General features: G+C 56.3%; 22 protein-coding genes. 8 read left to right on the top strand and 14 right to left on the bottom strand.

Features of this window, described 5'->3' with window-relative positions; translation table 11 throughout:
* Positions 1–14: 14 nt before the first annotated feature.
* Both IEI95_RS03645 and IEI95_RS03650 read right to left on the bottom strand, forming a co-directional pair.
* Complete coding sequence (locus tag IEI95_RS03645) at positions 15–710, bottom strand: L,D-transpeptidase (RefSeq protein WP_156532310.1); 696 nt, start codon at positions 708–710, stop codon at positions 15–17.
* 127 nt (positions 711–837) lie between these two features.
* Positions 838–1,638, bottom strand: a complete 801-nt coding sequence (locus IEI95_RS03650; RefSeq protein WP_156532309.1) for a L,D-transpeptidase — start codon at positions 1,636–1,638, stop codon at positions 838–840.
* A gap of 194 nt (positions 1,639–1,832) precedes the next feature.
* Here IEI95_RS03650 and IEI95_RS03655 point away from each other — a divergent pair, with 194 nt between their 5' ends.
* Positions 1,833–2,480, top strand: coding sequence for a DNA-3-methyladenine glycosylase I (locus IEI95_RS03655; protein WP_156532308.1), 648 nt, complete (start codon positions 1,833–1,835; stop codon positions 2,478–2,480).
* Here IEI95_RS03655 and IEI95_RS03660 read toward each other — a convergent pair.
* The 5 genes from IEI95_RS03660 to IEI95_RS03680 all read right to left on the bottom strand — a co-directional run bounded on the left by IEI95_RS03660 (position 2,469) and on the right by IEI95_RS03680 (position 6,023).
* Entirely contained in the window at positions 2,469–3,170 is a 702-nt protein-coding gene (locus IEI95_RS03660) for an HAD family hydrolase (protein WP_087730341.1), read from the bottom strand. The genes IEI95_RS03655 and IEI95_RS03660 overlap by 12 nt on opposite strands.
* Positions 3,171–3,241: 71 nt before the next feature.
* A complete protein-coding gene (gene copM, locus IEI95_RS03665) occupies positions 3,242–3,610 on the bottom strand; it encodes a CopM family metallochaperone (RefSeq protein WP_156532307.1) in 369 nt (122 codons plus the stop codon).
* A 73-nt stretch (positions 3,611–3,683) separates the two neighbouring features.
* Entirely contained in the window at positions 3,684–4,067 is a 384-nt protein-coding gene (locus tag IEI95_RS03670; protein WP_156532306.1) for a hypothetical protein, read from the bottom strand.
* 44 nt (positions 4,068–4,111) lie between these two features.
* The gene (locus IEI95_RS03675) at positions 4,112–5,221 is read right to left on the bottom strand and encodes a glycosyltransferase family 4 protein (RefSeq protein WP_156532305.1); all 1,110 of its coding nucleotides are present in this window, start codon (positions 5,219–5,221) and stop codon (positions 4,112–4,114) included.
* A gap of 37 nt (positions 5,222–5,258) precedes the next feature.
* On the bottom strand, positions 5,259–6,023 hold the full coding sequence (locus IEI95_RS03680; protein ID WP_156532304.1) for a hypothetical protein: 765 nt from the start codon (positions 6,021–6,023) through the stop codon (positions 5,259–5,261).
* A gap of 112 nt (positions 6,024–6,135) precedes the next feature.
* On the opposite strand from IEI95_RS03680, the gene hisS reads away from it, so the two are divergent.
* From hisS to hisG, 6 genes are all read left to right on the top strand, one after another.
* Positions 6,136–7,773 (top strand): histidine--tRNA ligase, encoded by a 1,638-nt coding sequence (gene hisS, locus IEI95_RS03685; RefSeq protein WP_156532303.1) that lies wholly within the window; start codon positions 6,136–6,138, stop codon positions 7,771–7,773.
* A 370-nt stretch (positions 7,774–8,143) separates the two neighbouring features.
* Positions 8,144–8,608 (top strand): protein kinase, encoded by a 465-nt coding sequence (locus IEI95_RS03690; RefSeq protein WP_156532302.1) that lies wholly within the window; start codon positions 8,144–8,146, stop codon positions 8,606–8,608.
* A 76-nt stretch (positions 8,609–8,684) separates the two neighbouring features.
* On the top strand, positions 8,685–8,948 hold the full coding sequence (locus IEI95_RS03695) for a hypothetical protein (RefSeq protein ID WP_156532301.1): 264 nt from the start codon (positions 8,685–8,687) through the stop codon (positions 8,946–8,948).
* A 443-nt stretch (positions 8,949–9,391) separates the two neighbouring features.
* Positions 9,392–9,634 carry a hypothetical protein gene (locus IEI95_RS03700; protein ID WP_060717554.1) on the top strand — a complete coding sequence of 81 codons (243 nt, stop codon included), beginning with the start codon at positions 9,392–9,394 and terminating at the stop codon, positions 9,632–9,634.
* Between the two features lie 168 nt (positions 9,635–9,802).
* Positions 9,803–10,921: an ATP phosphoribosyltransferase regulatory subunit gene (locus IEI95_RS03705; RefSeq protein WP_156532300.1), complete on the top strand. Its 1,119-nt coding sequence runs from the start codon at positions 9,803–9,805 to the stop codon at positions 10,919–10,921.
* Positions 10,921–11,613: an ATP phosphoribosyltransferase gene (gene hisG / locus IEI95_RS03710; protein ID WP_012654099.1), complete on the top strand. Its 693-nt coding sequence runs from the start codon at positions 10,921–10,923 to the stop codon at positions 11,611–11,613. Before IEI95_RS03705 ends, hisG begins: the two co-directional genes overlap by 1 nt.
* 842 nt (positions 11,614–12,455) lie before the next feature.
* Here the strand turns inward: hisG and IEI95_RS03715 are convergent.
* Positions 12,456–12,902: a DoxX family protein gene (locus tag IEI95_RS03715; RefSeq protein WP_156537208.1), complete on the bottom strand. Its 447-nt coding sequence runs from the start codon at positions 12,900–12,902 to the stop codon at positions 12,456–12,458.
* Between the two features lie 166 nt (positions 12,903–13,068).
* On the opposite strand from IEI95_RS03715, the gene IEI95_RS03720 reads away from it, so the two are divergent.
* Positions 13,069–13,779 (top strand): glutathione binding-like protein, encoded by a 711-nt coding sequence (locus IEI95_RS03720; protein ID WP_156537209.1) that lies wholly within the window; start codon positions 13,069–13,071, stop codon positions 13,777–13,779.
* Between the two features lie 26 nt (positions 13,780–13,805).
* Here IEI95_RS03720 and IEI95_RS03725 read toward each other — a convergent pair whose 3' ends face one another.
* The 6 genes from IEI95_RS03725 to IEI95_RS03750 form a co-directional block, all read right to left on the bottom strand.
* Positions 13,806–14,291, bottom strand: a complete 486-nt coding sequence (locus IEI95_RS03725; RefSeq protein WP_156532297.1) for a hypothetical protein — start codon at positions 14,289–14,291, stop codon at positions 13,806–13,808.
* A gap of 64 nt (positions 14,292–14,355) precedes the next feature.
* A complete protein-coding gene (glcF, locus tag IEI95_RS03730) occupies positions 14,356–15,669 on the bottom strand; it encodes a glycolate oxidase subunit GlcF (RefSeq protein WP_194415942.1) in 1,314 nt (437 codons plus the stop codon).
* A complete protein-coding gene (locus IEI95_RS03735) occupies positions 15,670–16,320 on the bottom strand; it encodes a hypothetical protein (RefSeq protein ID WP_194415944.1) in 651 nt (216 codons plus the stop codon).
* Positions 16,321–16,375: 55 nt separating this feature from the next.
* Positions 16,376–17,578, bottom strand: a complete 1,203-nt coding sequence (locus IEI95_RS03740) for an FAD-binding protein (protein WP_194415946.1) — start codon at positions 17,576–17,578, stop codon at positions 16,376–16,378.
* Positions 17,575–19,008 carry an FAD-linked oxidase C-terminal domain-containing protein gene (locus IEI95_RS03745; RefSeq protein ID WP_156532296.1) on the bottom strand — a complete coding sequence of 478 codons (1,434 nt, stop codon included), beginning with the start codon at positions 19,006–19,008 and terminating at the stop codon, positions 17,575–17,577. The genes IEI95_RS03740 and IEI95_RS03745 overlap by 4 nt, the downstream gene beginning before the upstream one ends.
* A gap of 147 nt (positions 19,009–19,155) precedes the next feature.
* The gene (locus IEI95_RS03750; protein ID WP_156532295.1) at positions 19,156–20,562 is read right to left on the bottom strand and encodes a DUF6880 family protein; all 1,407 of its coding nucleotides are present in this window, start codon (positions 20,560–20,562) and stop codon (positions 19,156–19,158) included.
* Positions 20,563–20,901 lie beyond the last annotated feature (339 nt).

Consider the following 20,901-nt stretch of genomic DNA (forward strand, 5'->3'; position numbering starts at 1 on the left):
GCGAGAATCCGGCATCAGCCGCCGAAGATCGTCCGCAGCAGGTCGATACCACGGTCATCGAAACTCACTTCGCCCTGCTTATTGCCGGGACCGACCACGATAACCTTGCTGCCGATTTCGGCGCGGGCATAGAGATCCTCGACATCCCTGTTGTTCATACGGATGCAACCCGAGGACAGGTTCAGCCCGATTGACCATGGCTGATTGGTGCCATGGATGCGAAAAATCGTATCGCGATTGCCCTTGTAGAGATACATGGCGCGCGCACCGAGCGGATTATCCGGTCCTCCTTCCTGCACGACGGGCAGGATATGACCACGACGCGCTTCACGCACGCGCATTTCTTCCGGTGGACGCCAGCTTGGCCATTCCACCTTCCGGCCGATATTGACGACACCCGACCAGCCGAAACCCTCGCGCCCGACGCCGACGCCGTAGCGGATCGCCCGGTTATTGCCCTCAACGAGATACAGGAACTTGTTATTGGTATCGATGATAACAGTACCCGGCGCCTCATCGGTTCTGAGCCGTACCAGCCGCCGCTTGAATTTATCGGGAACCTCCCGCTTCATCATCTGCGGTGTTACAACGCTGCTGGCCGTCGAGCTGGCCGGATCGTCCGCTCTCGGTGCAGCCGAACCTGAAGCTGGCAATGCCAGTGCTGCCATCATCAATGCGGCCATCGCCACACCCGTTCCCCTCATCCGCATAGGCAATTTCCCTCTCCAAACAGTTCGAGTAAAACTATCCAAGCTTAGCAATGTTGCAAGCCGTCTCCGGTCGATTTTGTCAAAAAAGTGACAAGAGTGTGACTTGAAATCAGCAGCCTACCTCTGGTCACATCACGATAACTTTCGTACCCACGGGTACGCGGCCATAGAGATCCGTTACATCCTGATTACGCATCCGGATACAGCCGGAAGACACGCCATAGCCGATTGTCCATGGCGCGTTGGTCCCGTGAATACGGTAGAGGGTCGAGCCAAGATAAAGCGCCCGTGCGCCCAATGGATTTTCCGGCCCACCCTGCATGCGGGCCGGCAGATAATGGCCCTTGGCAGCTTCGCGCGCGATCATCTCCTGCGGCGGAATCCATTCCGGCCACTCTGTCTTGCGGGTCACCTTGTGCTCGCCCGCCCATTCAAAACCGGGCTTGCCGACGCCGACGCCATAGCGGCGGGCCATTCCTCCGTCCATCACCAGATAGAGAAAGCGATTATTCGTATCGATCACCAGCGTGCCCGGCTTTTCTCTGGTCTGGTAAGCGACAACCTGCGGCAGGAATTGTGCGGGCGTCGCCGACATCTGTCTGGGCGCGGGCATGGCCGACGCTTGTTGAAGCGCAGGCCGCAGCGGTGCAGCGGAAGCGGCAGGTTGGCGGTATTGTTGCGGAACCGGCTTGGTCACCGGGCGATAGTAAACGGGCTGGGCGGCAGAAGGCCTGCTCGGATTAACGGCTGGTGGCTCAGCCCGCACACCCAATTGCAATAGCCATGGCGCTGCGAGGTCCGGGCTGACGACAACCGGTGGCCGAATTTGATAGCGATCCTGCGCCAAAGCTTGCCCGGCTATGGCCGGTAAGGTGAGCATCACTGACAAGGCAAGACTGGCTTTCAGGAGAAAACGCGGTGGCAGCATCGGCTAAACCCATTTTTTTAAACGATCAGGACCCACAGTCCGTTGGGATCAACCTGCCACCGCCGCTTGTGGAAATGGTAAACGCGCCTTCATTCAAATTGCCGTCAAGCACGAAAGCTTTTGTCAGGGTTAGTATTTCGTTTGAAAAGACGGTGAACAAAGAGTAAACAAAAAATCGAACAAGGGGAGCGGGAATGGATAGTGCGGGATTGATTGCAGATGACGCCGGCGTATTGCGCTGTTCGTGGCATGGGGGGCTTGCCGATTACCGCCACTATCATGACGAGGAATGGGGCCGCCCTGTTACCGACGACCACCGCCTGTTTGAGAAAATCTGCCTGGAAGGCTTTCAATCCGGCCTGTCCTGGCTAACCATCCTGCGCAAGCGGGAGAATTTTCGGGCTGCCTTTGCCAGTTTCGACTTTGCAAAAGTGGCACAGTTCGATGATGCGGATATTGCCCGTTGCCTAGCCGATACCGGCATCGTCCGCCATCGCGGCAAGATCGTTTCCACCATCAACAATGCCCAACGGGCCTTGGAATTGCAGGCAGAATTCGGCTCCCTCGCCGCTTATTTCTGGCGTTTTGAGCCTGGTCCCGAAGAACGCCCGGCAAAAATGGATTATGCGACGCTACGCGCCAATACCACCTCGCCCACCTCAATCCGGTTGTCGAAGGAATTGAAGAAGCGCGGCTGGAGTTTTGTCGGCCCTACCACCGTCTATGCCTTCATGCAGGCGATGGGACTGGTTAATGATCACCTAGAAGGCTGCGTCTGCCGGGAGACTGTGGAGCAGTTGAAGGCCGGATTTGTAAGACCGAGCCAACCCTCAGCCAATTGAGGCAACAAGTTCCGGCAAGGCGCTGATCTCAGGTAATTCTCGAAAGCGCGGTGCATCGACAGGCTTTTCCACATGCTCAAAAACCCAGGTCAATTCATGGGGCACGAACACACCCCAGGCCCCGACCGCCAGCGCTGGGACGATGTCGGATTTCAGCGAATTGCCGACCATCATCGCGCGTTCCGGCTCATCGCCGTGCTTTGAAAAAAGCCGCCGATAGGTGGTGGCGTTTTTGTCGGAGACGATTTCCACTGCATCGAAAAAATCGCCAAGGCCCGATTGCGCCAGTTTGCGCTCCTGGTCGAACAGGTCGCCCTTGGTAATCATCACCAGGAAATATCGCCCCGCCAACGCTTCCAGCACATCGCGCACGCCGGGCAGTGTTTCTACCGGATGGCTGAGAAGATCGCGGCCAATCGCCAGAATCTCGCCGATCACCGCGCCGGGTGCCCTTCCCTCGGTAATTTCCAGCGCGGTCTCAATCATCGACAGGGTAAAACCTTTGATGCCGAATCCGTAATGGGCCAGATTACGCTTTTCCGCCTCCAATAGCCGATCCGAAATCATCGACGGCTCGGCGTAATCGGCCAGTAGCGACCGGAAATGCTCTTCCGTCAGCCGGTAGAATTGCTCGTTCTGCCACAACGTATCGTCGGCATCGAGGCCAATGGTGGTCAGCGCCCGTGTCATCTCTTCCTCCAAGCAAGACAAGCCTCGCGGCCGCCCCAAGCGCATCAGTTGCCCGAGACAGCCGCAGCGGTTTATTGACCGTGCATCTCAAGCCATTGCTGCATCATGGCAATTTCGCCCTGCTGCGCCTTGATGATCTCTTCGGCCAGCGTGCGGATCTTTTCGTCCTTGCCATATTGCAACTCCACCTTGGCCATGTCGATAGCGCCCTGATGGTGGGCAATCATTCCGCGCACGAAATCCACATCGGCATTGCCGGTCATCGGCATGGCCATGGCCTTGTGCATCCTGGCATTGGCGGCGGTAAAAGCCTTGCTGGATGGCGCTTTCGACGTCGTATTCGACGGCATGAAATGGTCCATGCCTTTCATAGTGTCGTCCGCATAAGCGGCAGTGCTGGCAAGCAACAGGCTTGCGGCGAGAATAAGGGTTTTGACCATGGCGGTCCCTTTCTGATGATGACAAGTCAGTCGAAATCCGGCCTTTCCCGGATTCCATAGGCTCTTTCGTCCATCAGAAACGAGGCGGCGGCACCAAGGGCAGAGGGGCAAGCGACAGCAGCCGAGGAGCAGATGACGGCAACGGCGCATCCCCCACCATTGGCTTGCCCAAAAGAGTGGAAAAATCCGCAAGCAGGCTCACGCAGGCCGCGCAATGGCCACACCCCATTGCCTGGTGCTGGTCGGGACAGTTACGATCCATCTTGTGGACATGCTCAGATGGACTTGCTGCGTGAAATGGCGATGCAGTCGGTATCGCATCATGGCCTTGGTGTGTTTCGGCAACCTGCATCGTCATCGGCGAAACCATACCGCCAGTCGCAGCCAAGCCGCTGACCGGCATGGCGCCATAAGCCAGAGCGGCAATAACCAGCATAAGGCGAAGAACGAGAGCCATGATGGTAGTGTATGCCGATAACCTCACGAGGCAAGCGTTTTCACTCAGCCTTTTCGGCCTTTGATTTGGCCTGCCAGATCCAGCCATTGCTGCGCCCGGCGCGCCCAGGTGAAGTGCGTCCTGACATGCTCCGTCCGCTCCTGACGCCGCGCCGCAGCCGCAGCCGGATCTCGCTTCATCGCAAGCAGCGCCTCGCTGGCAAACTCGATATAGGTGTGCGCGAGTTCATGGTAAGATGGTGCCATATCCATAAACTGGCCAATCCCTTCCAACACTTCCGGCAGTGCACCAAGCCGTGTTGTCAGCACATCCGCCCCACTTGCCAAGGCTTCGACCGCGGTGATGCAAAAGGTTTCCTTGAATGTTGATGGATATGCGAGAGCCGCGACATCTCTCATAACTTCAGCCAGCTCTTTTTGCGAAACCGATTCATAATAGCTCACCCCCCTCAGATTGCGCGCCACCTCATAGAGATAGACATGGGGGTCGTGCTGTTTTTCAGGGGCATAAATCTTCATGCCTGAGAAGACTTTCAGCTCCGCTCCTGGCACCCGGGCACGAATGGATGGAAACGCTAGCAACAGAACCTCCAATCCACGAAAGGGCGTGCTGCTGTAGGTCAAGACGGGAGGAGCGCCAGTCTCAAACCATGCCGGCTGCAAAGGATGTTCCAGAAAAGCCGGAGAGACGGCGTTTCCAATCACCGTGGCCCGCCTCGTGTCAATACCGAAGGCGGTAGCATACTCATTCACCTGCCAATTACTGACCATGACAAAGGCATCCCAGACGGCCTGCTCATCGACATTTCGTAAGCTCGCAACGGCACCCTGGTTTGCAGCGTGATGGCAATAAAGCACCATCGGAACATTTTTCGGCACGACCTGACGAAATTTAATGCCCATCGCCACCGATACCACGACGACGATATCAAACTGGCCAAAACCCTCACGTCCGATGGTGCTGCTTTCAACCAGCCGAACGCCCTTTACCACCCGCTCGTGGCTTGGATTGTTCATCAGGGTCACCGTGGCGCCAGCCTTGACCAATTCCTCGGAAAGATAGGCAATGGCAGATTGCGTGCCGCCGAGTGGCTTTTGCAGAGGCGTTTCCGGATCGTAATCGATGCCACCCGTATCCAGAAACAGAAAATTCATGCAACCCCCAAATGGCTCATGTCAGCAATAATTCGAATCAACCTGAGGAAGCATATATGACCTTATGGAGAATCCGGTAGTCCTTGCTCTCTTCCCCCAACGGCACGACGGGCCAATCCCAGCTCTGCTCTACTTCAGGCGGCGCAATGCCCGCCAGAAGATCGATTTCCTCGCGCAAGACATCGTTGCGGTCGATGACGGAGAAGGAAATATCCGTGAGCAAACAGGTACGGGCGGGCAATTGCGCCAACCCGTCAAGATGGGCGCGAATCAGCCGGGCCACGCTATCGTGAGGCATCACCCCCGTCGCCTCCCCGGCCAGCCGCTTTTTGGCGCCCATGCCGATCTGGGAGAGAATATTGGCCGAGACCACCAGATCGAGCCAGGGAACGCGGCGCAGGAAATCCAGCGGCTCCGGCACCTGCCCCTGTTTCAACGCATCGTAGCCGGAAAGATCGCGTTCGATAAAGCGGACGTTCTTCAGCCCCTTCATCGCCAACCAGGCCCGGACGCTGGCGACATGCACCAGATCCACCAGCACGACCGTATCAAAGGCTCGTGACAATTCCAAAATAGGCACGTCCCGCAGCAGGCCGGAGCCAAGCACGACAACAGTACGGCGTGGCATGACCGGCTGTGCCGCATGCAGAACCGCCCGCTTGCAATTGTGCTCATGCTCCGCCCAATCGCTGGCGCAGCGGCGGGCGCGCGACCAGAGATTGATGGAATAGCGGATATAAGGCCGATGCGCTTTAGACGTCACCCACCATGTTGCCGCGTAATTCAGCGCTTCAAGGATCATTCCCGGCCTATAGCATCGGCATCGGGCCGAAACCAGCCTTCGGCCTTGCCGCTCAGGGCGTCATCCACTAAGACAGCCGCAACACACACTCCCCTAGCATTCGGTGCCGATCATGAGCGAAAAGACCAAAAAGCCCCAGAAACTGAGAGCCCGCCTGCCGCGTGGTTTCGTGGATCGGGAAGCCCATGACATCCGTGCCGTCAACGAGATGACCGCGAAAATCCGCGAAGTCTATGAGCGCTACGGCTTCGATCCCATTGAGACACCGCTGTTTGAATATACCGATGCGCTCGGAAAATTCCTGCCCGACAGCGACCGCCCGAACGAAGGCGTGTTCTCGCTTCAGGATGATGACGAGCAATGGATGAGCCTGCGCTACGACCTGACCGCACCGCTCGCCCGGCATGTCGCGGAAAATTTCAACGAGATCCAACTGCCCTACCGCACCTACCGCGCCGGCTATGTGTTCCGCAATGAAAAGCCGGGTCCGGGCCGTTTCCGCCAGTTCATGCAGTTCGATGCCGACAGCGTTGGCGCACCGGGTGTGCAGGCTGATGCCGAAATGTGCATGATGATGGCCGATACGCTGGAAGCGCTGGGCATCAAGCGCGGCGATTACGTGATCCGGGTGAATAACCGAAAGGTGCTGGATGGCGTGATGGAAGCCATCGGGCTGGGCGGTGATGAGAATGCGGCACGGCGGCTCAACGTGCTGCGGGCGATTGATAAGCTGGATAAGTTTCCCGTCAATGAGATCAGAAAGCTTCTTGGCGTTGGTCGCTGGGACGGCGGTGAAGAAGGCAAAGGCGATTTCACGAAAGGTGCTGGACTGAATGAAATTCAAATCGATGCAGTGCTTTGGTACACCACAGTTACTCTTGATCGCGTAGCTCCCGCTAGCGAGTTTTCAGCAGACCTGCGGACCGATATGAAGAAGGCAGCATCTGCGGGTAACGTGCGCTGCAATATAGAATTGCTTAATGACTGGTCTGATGATGCTAATATCGAGAACTGGGCGAAATTGGGCGGAAAAAGCGACATTTTACTAGAAGGAATAAAAGAACTTCGTCAAATGGCGCATATCTTCTACGCGACTGGATACGGTACTAAAAGAATAAGCATCGACCCCTCCGTAGTCCGAGGCCTCGAATACTACACCGGCCCCGTCTACGAAGCCGAACTGACCTTCGACGTCACCAACGAAAAAGGCGAAAAGGTTGTCTTCGGCTCGGTCGGCGGCGGCGGGCGTTATGATGGGCTCGTGTCGCGCTTCATGGGCCAGCCTGTTCCGGCCACCGGCTTTTCCATTGGCGTCTCGCGCCTGATGACGGCCTTGAAAAACTTGGGCAAGCTGGGCGCTGAAGAGGTTCCCGCGCCGGTTCTGATCACCGTGATGGATGGCGATGTCGAGAGCATGGGGCGCTATCAACGCTTTACCCAGGCGCTTCGCAATGAAGGCATTCGCGCTGAAATGTATCAGGGCAATTGGAAGAAATTCGGCAATCAGCTGAAATATGCCGACCGTCGCGGCTCCCCCATCGCCATCATTCAGGGCGGCGATGAGCGCGAACAGGGGGTGGTGCAGATCAAGGATCTGATCGAAGGCAAGCGTCTGTCAGGCGAGATCACCGACAATACCGAATGGCGCGAAGCCCGCGTGGCGCAGATTGTCGTGCCGGAAGCAGAGCTTGTGGCCAAGGTGAAGGAAATTCTGGCCGCCCAGGCGGACGATCGGGCGCGGGCGAAGTAGGGTTTTTGAAGTCGGCAAAAGAGAATATTACGCCCTCTAACGCCCCCTTCCCCCTCCACTCTTTATACGCTAGAACCAGTTCAGGATCGGTTGTAACGCACCGATCCCGGAGCGTAGAAACTCCGCGCACAACGGCCCGTGTCGGTCGTTATAAAGACACCCCTCAGCCATAGGTTTGTGGCTGAGGCGGTGGGCTATGTCTATATGGTCCACTCTCCATCCTTCTATGGTCGGGGAGGCCTTGGCGTATGTCCAGAGCTTCGGCTTAAAGGCCAAGGCGGTCGTTTGTGTGCGGCTTTTCTACCTCCCCGATCGCCAGAGACCCCTCTCTGGCGATCGCTTGGTTTTCAAGCGTGGGAGGCAATGGACAATGGCCGATTACAACCTCTGGGCCGATCTTTTCGATACGTGGCAATCCTCATCCGATTGGATCAAGGCACTGGTCATCGTGACACCGCCGGGTTTTGCGGTCAGCGTGTTGGCGCTGCTGCTGCGCCACAGGCGGGAGAGACCGGGAAACCCACCACAAGGGGCAATTTACCAACCGCCACCGCGCCCGGAAGACTCGGCGGAAATTATCGACGTCACCATTCTCGACGCGGCAACCAACCTTCAAACCCGGTTGGAGGAAGCCCGCCACGCCCTGCTTCCGCAGAACCGTACTCTACTCGATAGCGAAGAACTGGGACGCCGGACCATCCGTCAGCAGATCGAACAGATCATTCTCGAAGAATACCACCGCCGGTCCGATCCGGCTGACGCCCTTGAGCGCGTGCGGCAATTCCTGAGACAACACCAGCCTCAGCAGAAAGACGGACGCCAAACTGAGGATTGACTGTGAGCAAGGGTGCATCCGAGGTGACGGCCCGCTCAAGCTGAGATAGACTGGAATCGCAACCACGGAGACAGTTTTGCAAGACAGCGCCCCCATTCCGGTCACCCAATGGAACGAGATGAAGAAGCTCGAAGCCTCGTGGTTCGACCGGCTGTCCACCGTTTGCCTTACGGTCGGCGTGGCCGCGCCGATTGCTGCCAGCAGCCTTTCGCCCAATGGTGATCATAAATTACCGCTGCTTGGCTTCGTCTTCTGGATTTTTCTGGCAATCGTGCTACATTTACGGGAAAGGCTCTCTGAACTAACCCTAAGAAATGAAGTTACTGACACCTCGTATTGACGGTGTTTCCGAACTGAGTGCTAGTGCAATTGAACGGCTTTTGTTGATGCGCTTGGATGTAAGCATTTCTATCTGCCTGCCTTTCCATGCTCTCGCCGAAGCTTCGAGCCGCATTGGCAACATTTTGACGTTTCCGATCATTGCTCTCCTCTTGTATGCGAGACAAGTTCATACGACAGTTAGCCATTTGGTCGGTTTCAGGTTTGAAACCGTATGACAAACATGTTTGCTCCGTTTTTTTGATAAACTCAGGAGATGAGGTGTTCACACATCCGAAAAGCGGAAAGATGCAAAGTAAAACGATTCTCTTCATAAAACCCCACTCGGCTGCTCATATCCCCAAAAATCAACCGTAAGGCGAAAATAGTTTATTAGAAACTAATTTTCTATTTAGAGCTTATTTGATATACTGAATTTCAAAAAGATGCTTCCCGGAGACAATCGTGCAAGACAGCGCCCCCATTCCGGTCACCCAATGGAACGAGATGAAGAAGCTCGAAGCATCGTGGTTCGACCGGCTGTCCACCGTTTGCCTTACGGTCGGCGTGGCTGCACCGATAGCCGCCAGCAGTCTCTCGCCGAATGGCGACCATAAATTACCGCTGCTTGGCTTCGTCTTCTGGATTTTTCTGGCAATCGTGCTACATATACTGGCAAGGTTCTCTATTCTGGAGATGAAACAGTGACAAGTTTTGAGCAGATCTACACTGTCATGCCGCTTGGCCTGTTGGTTCTGGCCGGTGGCCTGCTGGCCTATAAAAAATGGCAGCATAGCCAGACCCATCATTGACATAGCAGTCAAAGGGTGGTGTTCGGATTATCCCGAATGCATGCGTAACTGACCGGGATAGTCAATGCCTCTGATCAATATGCCGGATTTCGCCGGCGCTCTTCTTGATGATTTTGCCGCGCGTGGCGCAGCAAGGGTCGATACACCGGTTATCCAGCCAGCCGAGCCGTTTCTGGATATGGCGGGCGAGGATCTGCGCCGCCGAATTTTCCTCACCGAAAGCGAGACCGGCGAAAGCCTGTGTCTACGGCCGGAATTCACCATTCCCGTCTGTCTCAGCCATATTGAAAACGCCACCGGCACGCCGAAGCGCTACGCCTATCTGGGCGAAGTGTTTCGCCAGCGTCGCGAAGGCGGCAATGAATTCTATCAGGCCGGGATCGAAGATCTTGGCGAGCCCGCCACGGCCCGGGCCGATGCCCGCGCCATTAATGACGCCATCGGCATTCTGCACAAGCTGCTGCCCGGACGGCCTCTGACCGTCATGCTCGGCGATCAAGCGGTGTTTGAGGCCGTGGTCAAGACACTTGGCCTGCCCTCCGGCTGGCAAAGACGGCTGATCCAGGCTTTTGGCGACAGCACCCATCTCGATCAACTGTTGAAAACCCTGGCCAGCCCACAAACGGCGCATGGTCTCGATCCGGCTGTGGAAGCGCTGCTATCGTCGGGCGACGAAGCCGGGCTGATTGCCCATCTCGACCGGACCATGGAAGACACCGGCTATTCCACCAATGCCAGCCGCAGCCCCCGCGAAATTGCCGCGAGGCTGAAGGAAAAGCTGGCGCTGGCCGAAACCCGGCTGGATGGCGCCGCCCTGTTGCTGCTGCGCGAGTTTCTATCGCTGGAATTGCCGCTGAGCGAAGCCGCCGCGGCCTTGGCGGGCTTTGCCGATGCGGCGGGTCTGTCGCTGGGGGCGGCTCTTGACGGGTTTGAAGCACGGATCGCCGCACTGACCGACCTTGGTGTCGATCTCACCCGGATCACCTATCGCGCCGCCTTTGGCCGGCCACTGGATTATTACACCGGTCTGGTGTTTGAAGTGGCGCTTTCCGGCGAACCCGCCGTTTTGGCCGGTGGCGGACGGTTCGACCGGCTGCTGACCCTGCTTGGCGCAAAAGACACCATTCCCGCCGTCGGCTTCTCCCTCTGGCTGGACCGCATCGAACTGGCGAGGGCGCGCTGATGACCATTACCATCGGATTGCCCTCCAAGGGCCGGATGAAGGAAGACGCCTCGGCGATTTTTGCCCGTGCCGGGCTGACCATTACCGCTGTCGGCAATGACCGCTCCTATCGCGGTCGGGTCGAAGGCGAGGATATCGAGATCGCCTATCTCTCCGCCTCGGAAATTTCCCGCGAAATCGGCAATGGAACCGTCGATTTCGGCGTCACCGGTGAAGATTTGATCCGCGAAGAGCTGGCGGATGCCGACAAGCGAGTGGAAATCGCCGCACGGCTTGGTTTTGGCCATGCCGATGTGGTGGTCGCCGTGCCGGACATCTGGCTGGACGTGGACAGCATGGCTGATCTGGGGGATGTGGCGCAGGAATTTCGCGCCCGCCATGGCCGAAGATTGGCGATAGCCACCAAATACTGGCGCCTGACCCAGCAGTTCTTCTCCCGCCAGCATGGTATCCAGCTTTACCGGATCGTCGAAAGCCTCGGTGCCACCGAAGGCGCACCCGCCGCTGGCCAGGCCGACATAATCGTTGACATCACCTCCACCGGCTCAACCCTGCGGGCAAACCACCTGAAAGTGTTGAGTGATGGCATCATCCTGCGCTCACAAGCGTGCCTGGTTCGCGCCCGCAAGCCAGAGCATGAAGGCAATGCTCAGATTGGCAAAATCATCGACGCTGTCAGAAGCGCACTCTGAATTATCAGAGCAAACATAATGTAGTTGACTGCTTCCAACATTTCCCAAATTCAATAATGACGTAAAAGCTCAGGGTCTGAATAGACGCTGGGCTTTTTTTCGGAAAAATTTATATTTCACTAAATATAATTAAATACATGTTTATTCAACCTGAATATATAAAACATACAGAATATAATTTTTGATAATTATTTAATTTTGAAATATCGCATCATCGTTTTTATGTGAAATTATTTTATGGCACAAATCGATGACTAAATTGATTTAAAATATCTATTTTACGATATTTTCAGTATGTATTTATGGAAAAAATATCAAATAATGATATTTCAATCATAATAAATAATTGACTCCCGATAAAATAAAAACCTAAATGATGTACACGGAAAAATGATGATAAATGAATTTATATTTTACAAAAAATATAAATGAGCGTTATTTCCATGTATTTAATATGCAATAACTTTTCTAATTTTTCCGTGATTGTTCATTTTATCATATCTGGGGGTAATGATGAAATACCATATGAAAGCACTTATTATTATATCGTTGTTCTTGGGCACTGGTGAAACACTCACCCTAGCAAACGCAGGGGTCTGCAATCCGTTCACCAAGGTTTGCTCCGGCCCTCACGGTGGCTAAGGCTGTTTAAAGTTTGTCAGGGAAAACAGGGGTTCCTTTCCCTGACTAATTACCAGCCGATGACCGTGATCCATAACAGCATGCCGTTCAAAGCAAAAAGCCCGTCGGATCGCTCCGGCGGGCCTTTGTATTTATCCCGGCTTTAAAGAGCCGCTCGATACAGGAAATTTTATCGGCTATATTGGATAGCCACCTGCATATCAGGCAAGTGCCAGCTTACCACCGCGACGGGCGTCGAGCGAGTAGGCGCCTGCTCCAACCGTTGCCAGCAGGATATAAGCGCCAGCAAGGGTGAAGTTCTTCATCATCATGATGCCGTTCAGTGTGTTGATCCAGCCCAGTGCTGCATCCGGCCAGCCGGGAACGGCAACCGTGCCGCTATGGAAGACAGCGCCGGTGAAGATGCAAAACAGCGCCAAGGCCCAACCAATGATTTTCGTCTGGAAGCCGACGAGGACGGAAAGACCGGTGATCAGTTCGAACGCACCGGCCAGATAGGCCAGAGCTGTTGCAGCAGGCAGTCCGGCGCCAGTGATCATACCGGCAGTCGCAGCCGGATCGGTCAGCTTGCCAAAGCCGGACAAAATGAAGATGAAGGAGAGAAGAATTCTGGCGAGCAGAAGGATCGCGTTATTGGTATTTGACATGGAAGGCTCCAGTGTGATGACTGCGTGGCGCAAATTGGTTAGAAAACTGTGAAGCCGTTTTCCCACATCTCTACTGTTTCAGATAGGTGGACAATAATTGACGTATCGTTCACAATTTGAGAACAGTTGATATCTTCGATACCCTGGCATTCATTAGGATATTGTCATGACAGACCTTTCTTCCTTCCCGATCACAAAGCGCTGGCCAGCCCAGAATCCAGAGATCATTCAGCTCTATTCGCTGCCGACGCCAAATGGCGTCAAGGTATCGATTGCGCTGGAAGAGCTGGATCTGCCCTATGAGGCGCATCTGGTGACGTTTTCCGACAATTCGCAGAAATCCCCGGAATTCGTCTCGCTCAATCCGAATGGCCGCATCCCGGCTATCCTCGACCCGCACGGACCGGATGGAAAACCGGTTGGTGTGTTCGAATCGGGTGCCATTCTGGTCTATCTGGCCGAAAAGACCGGACGGCTTTTGCCAAAGGACGGCCCCAGCCGCTACAGCGTCCTGCAATGGCTGTTCTTCCAGATGGGCGGCGTCGGGCCGATGTTTGGCCAGTTCGGCCATTTCCACAAATATGCCGCCGATAAGGTCGCCAACAATTCCTACCCGACGGAGCGTTACCGCGACGAAACCCGTCGCTTGCTGTCCGTACTCGAAGCAGAGCTTGCGCATCGACCCTGGCTTGCTGGTGACGAGTACAGCATTGCCGATATCGCCACATGGCCGTGGGTGCGCTGCATTACCGCTGGTTATGAAGCCGCCGAGGTCATTGGTCTCTCCAATTACCCCGCCGTCATGGATTGGGCCGCTCGCGGCGAAGCCCGTCCTGCCAGCCAAAAGGGCCTGAATATTCCTCCGCGACCAGTCTGAGGCTGATCTTGATCGAGCTGGCCTGATCAGAAACGCTTGCAATTCAACGCACCATCCCGCTCCACTGCGGCAGCGGGATGGGTGTTGCCTTGCGGGCGCACGGTCACGGCATAGCTGCCGGCAAAACGGTTGATATCCTCTCCCTGCATGCTGGCTTTCAACACTATGTCGACACTCATCATTTCCCCACCGTCGCCTGAGGTGGAGGAGGTGCGGATCTGAAAGCTCCGATCGTCACGCCTGGATTGCACCATGTCAGCCATGGCAAGCCGAACCGCGCCGGTCACTGTCTTGTCCTCGCCCGACACGCCCTGCCCCGGCTTGAACACCATGACACCGCGAAGATTTCCCAGCGGCCAGCCTGCCTCTTCCTTGAAAGCGGCCTCTATCGACAATTTCAGTTGGCCATCATCCACCGCGCAATAATAACGATCCATGGCCTCAGCCCCTGGTGTCAGGCACGCCAAAATCACCACGGCTTCATTCAGGATCAATACAAATCGGTTTATCATCGCCCGCCCTCCAGACAGGACCCAGCAACAGGGTTGCTAAAAAACCGATCCTTGCATACTGCGATTATAAATCCTTTAATTTCTGGGGTTTTTCTCCGCCAAACGCCCAGTTGAGCAATTCGACAGTGTGGACGACAGGGATGTCGGTTCCTGAACCGATCTGGGTCATGCAGCCAATATTACCGGCAGCAATGACATCGGGATTGACCGCCTGGATGTTGCGCAGCTTGCGGGCTTTCAATTGCTGCGAAATGTCCGGCTGGAGAATATTATAGGTTCCAGCCGAGCCGCAGCATAAATGCCCTTCCGCCGGATCCCGCACCGTAAAGCCCGCCGTTTTCAGCAGTAATTTCGGCAGGGCCGTTATCTTCTGGCCGTGTTGCAGCGAACAGGCGGAATGATAGGCAACGGTCACGCCCTTATCCGCCTGCTGCGGCAGATCCAGACTGGAGAGGTACTCGCTCACGTCCTTGGCCAGCGCCGAAACCCGTGCTGCCTTGGCGCTATAGACCGGGTCGTGGCGCAACATATGGCCGTAATCCTTGATGGTCGTGCCGCAGCCGGATGTGGTGATAACGATGGCATCCAGAGCGCTTGTCTCACCCGACCCGATCTCCACCATCCAGGCATCAATATTACGCCTCGCTGCGGCAAGCGCATCCGTCTCACGCCCCATGTGATGCACCAGCGCCCCGCAGCAGCCCTCCCCCTTGGGAACGACGACCTCGATACCCAGCCGGGTCAGCAGCGCAACAGTCGCGTCATTGATACCGGGATCAAGCACCGACTGAGCGCAGCCTGTCAGAAGCGCAACCCGGCCTTTGCGATTGCCCCGCGCCGAATGCAAACCCGGGCGTGAGATAGACGATGGATAAGGCACATCCTGAGGTGCCAGTCGCAACATCGCCGCCATAGGCTTCAAGGCGGCAACACGCTCCATCAGTGGCGCAAACGGTCGTCCAAACCGGGCAAAGGCCAGCGCCACCCGCATACGCCCCGGATAAGGCAGCACCGCCGCCAGCAGCTTGCGGAGCAACCGGTCGGCAAGCGGCCTTTGATAGGTGTTTTCGATATGGTTGCGGGCATGGTCGACCAGATGCATGTAATCGACACCGGAGGGACAGGTCGTCGTACAGGCCAGACAGGACAGACATCGGTCTATATGCGTGACGATTTCCTCATCCGCTGCCCTCCCGTTTTCCAGCATATCCTTGATCAGATAGATGCGCCCGCGCGGACTGTCCAACTCATTGCCAAGCGTGACATAGGTGGGACAGGTTGCGGTGCAGAAGCCGCAATGCACGCAGCGGCGCAGGATGCTCTCGGCTTCTGCGGTTTTTGGATCGGCAAGTTGGGTTATGGAAAAATTGGTCTGCACCTATTCCTTCTTTCTCCTGAAGAGCACTGCATAGGCCTGGAAGGCGGTCAATTCCGGACGTCGTTTCTTAACAGCGGAATCTGCTTCGACCTCAACTTCTTCGCATCGTCCTTTGAACGTAAAATCCGGGAACTTCTCTTCACATTTGCTGAGAAAGTCTTTCAGCACAGCTTTCTTGTCCTTGGTAGAAGTATTGGTCGTTTCTCTCATGGAAGCAACAGCGCCCCATTTCAACGTACCTTCCTCCTGAGTATCCAGACGCGACAAAAGCGAAGAGATTTTGCGGATATCATCTTCGCAGTTTGAAAAGGAAAAATGCCGTTTTACCTCAACCACGCCTTCCGGCAAATTATGCCGATTCCAGTAAACGACGTCGCCCCTCTGCCCGTCGCTATCCTTGTAAACACTGTCTTCCACCTCGCCACCCAGCGACCACTTCACCAGCTCCCAGCACGTCGTTTCCAGAGTAACGAAGCACTCCTCTCCTCTCTGGGCGCCTGAATTATACAGCGTTTCGGCAATCGTCGCCGAAATCAAAGGCTCTATCCCATATTCATGAACGGTAGCGCCCCCCGACATGCGCAGATATTTTCGATTGGCTTCGTGCGTTCCGTCAATAATCAGACCAATGGCATCATCGATTTTCAGCATTTCGATCCCCCTGATGAGTGTTGCAAAAAAGCGCACATCAGCAGGTAGTAAATTTTCAGAAAATCCCGTTACGATTGAATACCATTTTGGGATCGAGAGAAACCCGAACCTGTTGCATCAAGGCAGCCACAGCGGGTTGCGACGGATCGAATGAGGATGAGGCCCGTCTGACTGCCTCATCGGCCCGCAGAAGAGAGGCATGTCCCCCGCCAAGTGCCACGATTCCCTGCCGGATGAGTTCGCCCTCCGGGTCCGCCTCCATCTGCATCCAGACCAGACCGCCCTGCCAGTCGTAAAAGGCATCGATAGCCGCATGCAGGCGCAAGCCAGCGACCAGGTGATGGCCTGCTGTCGGTGCGACGGAGACTTTCCAGACCGGCTTGTCCAACATGGCCGCGAAGGGTCGCACATCGCGGATTTCCCGCCAAACAACAAGGCTTTGCGGCTCATCCAGCAGCGTGACGGTTCCAAGTCGTTCCATCACCGCCAACAGCTTTTCCGTCCGCTCGCGCACCGAGGCAGGCAGGCCTTCCAGCCGCAATACCGTGGCTGGCCCATCCCGTAGATTTCCGCCGATCAGGCGGGGCCGAACCAGTTCCGGCAGATGGGCAGCGCCTGTCACCTCGACCGGCATGGCAAGCGCGACGGCCATGGCATGGGCGGCAGCCGCGTCGTCAAGACCTGACACCACCACCGTTTGCGTCAGGCGCGGACGCGGCAGGACCTTGAAGGTTACTTCCGTCAAAAACCCAAGCGTGCCATGCGAACCGGCCAGAAGTTTCGCCAGATCAAGCCCGGTGACATTCTTCATCACCCGTCCGCCTGCTTTGATCACCTCGCCTTTGCCATTGACGAAACGGACACCCAACAGGTGGTCGCGGGCCGCCCCTGCCACAAAGCGCCGAGGCCCCGAAGCATTGACGCTGAAGGCGCCGCCAATCGTCGGCTCCCCTGTCGTCCCCATCAAACCGCGATGATCCGGCGGCTCAAAGGCCAGCGACTGGCCTTTCTCGGCTACCGCCGCCTCGATCTCGGCCATCGGCGTCCCGGCTTTCGCCGTCAGCACCATTTCTGCTGGATTATAGGCAACAATCCCGGAAAGCCCGCTGGATGACAGTATCGCATCGGTCTCAAGGCGATTGCCGAAGCCTGCGCGCGTACCGCCACCCTTGATGGCAAGCGTCCTGCCCGTCGTAGCGCTCTCGGCGATGATTGCCGCAGCCTCATCTTCCGTTTGCGGCGCCAGAAACGTGCTCACGCCCGGCCCTCCAGTGGAAAGACCTTGCTGGGGTTGAGCAGCCAATCGGGATCGAAAGCCGCACGAACTGCCATTTGCTGGGCAAGATCAGCCTTGGAAAACTGATGGCGCATCAGGTCGCGCTTTTCGATGCCGACACCATGCTCGCCGGTCAGGCAGCCACCGGCATCGACGCAAAGCTTGAGGATTTCATTGCCTGCCGCCTCCGCCTTGGCGGCATCTTCGGGATCGTTGATATTGTAGAGGATCAGAGGATGCATATTGCCATCGCCAGCATGAAAGACATTGGCTACCCGCAGGCCGTAACGGTCAATGATCTCCGAGGTCTTTTTCAAAACATAGGCCAATTGGCTGAGCGGCACCGTGCCATCCATGCAGATATAATCGGCGATCCGGCCCGTTGCCCCGAAAGCGGATTTACGGCCTTTCCAGATCAGCGCGGCTTCCGTCGCCGACTGGCTTTCGCGGATGGTTTTCACCCCATGGCGTCGGGCGATTTCGCAGATATCGGCCAACATCGCCTCCATCTCGGCGTCCGATCCCTCGACCTCGATAATCAGCAGTGCCTCGACATCCCTGGGATAACCGGCATGGGCGAAGGCCTCGCAAATCTCGATGGCGGGCTTGTCCATGAATTCCATCGCCACCGGCACGATGCCAGCCCCAATGATATCGGCAACGCAGGTACCGGCGGCCTCGGCGCTATCGAAGCCGAACAGGACCGGACGCGCGCCTTCCGGCTTGGCCAGCAGCCGCACGGTTGCCTCGGTGACAATGCCCAGTTGCCCTTCCGAGCCACAGATCAGGCCAAGCAGATCGTAACCGCTGCTATCGAGCGCCTTGCCGCCCAGTTCAATTACCGTGCCATCGACCAGCACCATCTTCACGCCGAGAAGATTGTTGGTGGTCACGCCATATTTCAGACAGTGGGCGCCACCGGAATTCATGCCGATATTGCCGCCAATCGTACAGGCCAACTGCGAACTGGGGTCAGGCGCGTAGAAAAACCCCTGCGGCCCAACAGCTTCTGAGATCGCCAAATTGGTCACACCAGCCTGAACAGTGGCGGTGCGGTTCATAAAATCAATGTCGAGAATTCGGGTCATGACCGACAGGCCGATCACCACCGCATCCTCCTGGGGGATCGCGCCGCCGGAAAGCGAGGTTCCCGCGCCGCGCGGCACGATTGGCAGCTTATGGCGATGGCAATATTGCATCACAGCCGCCACCTGCGCCGTGGTTTCAGGCAGGGCGACACAGAGCGGCTGGCGGCGATAGGCCAGAAACCCATCGGTCTCGAAGGGCACCAGCTCTCTTGGCTTATGGATCAGCCTTTCCCTAGGCATGATTGCCGACAGTTCGGCGACGATCCGGTCACGCCGATCAAGAATGCCAGCATCGGGCTTTAGAAATTCAATGGTATCGGCCATCCAGTCCTCCCGAAGCGCCGCTCAGATGCAGCACCTTATCTGCGTCGGCCAATTCCTCAAATGAAAACCGTGCGGAGATGGCCATCCTCTCCATCTGCCGTTTGCTCCTCGAAGCCCCCAACTGCCAGCCGCCATGTCAAAACCTTGTCAACGAAGGTCTTCGGGCAGCAGCATCCAGAACGAATATTTCTTGGCGTGCTTTAGTCTCAGGCTCTGCATGAACCTGACATGATCGTATTGGCCGTTAATGGCCGAAACACGCGGCACCAGATCGGCCAGTGCCACAAGATAGGACGCAGCATGGTGATAGGCTTGCGACAAACTGCGCTTGAGAATGTCACTGACCAGCACCCGGTAAAGCACCGTTGCCGCCTCCGGCTGCTCTTCCGAGAGCTTCTCCGCTGCTGTGGAAAGCAGTTCATATTGGCGACCGTCCCAGTCCTGAGCGTGGTCGATCACCAACCGCGCGGCGAGATCAAGCTTTGGCCAGCCGATCAGAAACCACAGGGATTTATAGGCATCCTTGCTGGTCATCACAAGGTGCAGCGCCTTGTCCATCTCCTCGAATTCGGCGAAATCGTCCAGCTTGGCAATATAGGTTCGCAGCACATCTGGCTCGAATGTCTCGCAGAACTCCTGCCAGCGTAAAGCCTGGGCATCCCCTCGCCGTTTGAGGCGTTCGAGAATATCGGCCTCCAGCAGCTTGCGCTCCTGCACACCATAGTCCGGGCCAGCCGCTGCCGTCATCCCGCCGATACGGATAACACGCATGCCCTTTGGCTTTCGCCGCACCCAATCGAGTGCCTGCTCGAAACGCTGGGCGTCAAACAGCAGATGCGCCAGGACAAGACTATCCTGATAGAGTTCTGGCTTGGCCTCTTCCAACCGGATCACTTCATCGAAATCCTGCCGCTTGACGGCGAGATCCTGGAGAAGTTGCAGGATGTGTTGTGGCGAGCGACTATTCTTGAGCGCTCCTTCCAGCAGTTTCTTCCAGGTATCGGCGGCGGCTGTACCAAGCACTGCCATCATTTGTGAAAAGACATCGCCCAGCTCGCGGTGCTTGTCAGCAGCCCGGACCTTTTCCAGGGCCGGCACCAACATGACCTGCCCCGCGTCCGGCAAAGCCGCAATCATCGAAACCGCAGCAGCAATAATGTCTTCCGACAGTTTTTCCAGCTTGGCGCTGCGGTCGTAGAGGCGATGCGTCATCCCCAACATAACGGACATCATCCGCACCATCCGCTCGGCTGCAGCAACCGGATCATCGCCAAGCTCGCCGCCAATGGTTCGCATCATGCCGCCCAGCTCGGTCGACAATTCGCGCGCACGGTTGGCGGTAATGCCGGAAGCAGAGCGCTCAATCTGATCCAGGCGCTTGTCGATCCGGGCCAGCACTTTGGTTGACCCCGCTGTCCCCGCAAGAGCTGCTTGCAGGCGCAGTTTCAAGGCTTTATTGGCGCTGGCCTCATCCAGCAGGATCTCCGCCAATTTTTCCGCGCCAAGCGAAGCCAGTCCGGCACGATCGAATTTCGCAGCAGCTTTCTTTGCCATCGTCTTCTCTCTCAAAACGCGCGCACCATAAGGACCCAGGATGAACCGCAAAAGAAGCGCCTCACGGAGAAAAGGCAAATAAGGTCATATTTAGGAATTATTTTCGGTGTAATCGAAGAAAAGGCCGACATGACGCAACAAACAAGACGGTCAAAGACAAAATTTCGCGGCCATGCGAATCGTCATCATTCGCGACACTGACGCGTAATCACCGAATCGCTTTGGTTTTCGACAGGTGGACAAGGGTTCACTCGGCTCGAACGTGCCACAATAAGAGCGCCGCATTGCGATGGGCGCATGACAGACAGTTCCTCATGACAATTGCATGAAGGCATTCAT

Source organism: Agrobacterium vitis (genome assembly GCF_014926405.1).
Classification (GTDB): domain Bacteria; phylum Pseudomonadota; class Alphaproteobacteria; order Rhizobiales; family Rhizobiaceae; genus Allorhizobium; species Allorhizobium vitis_H.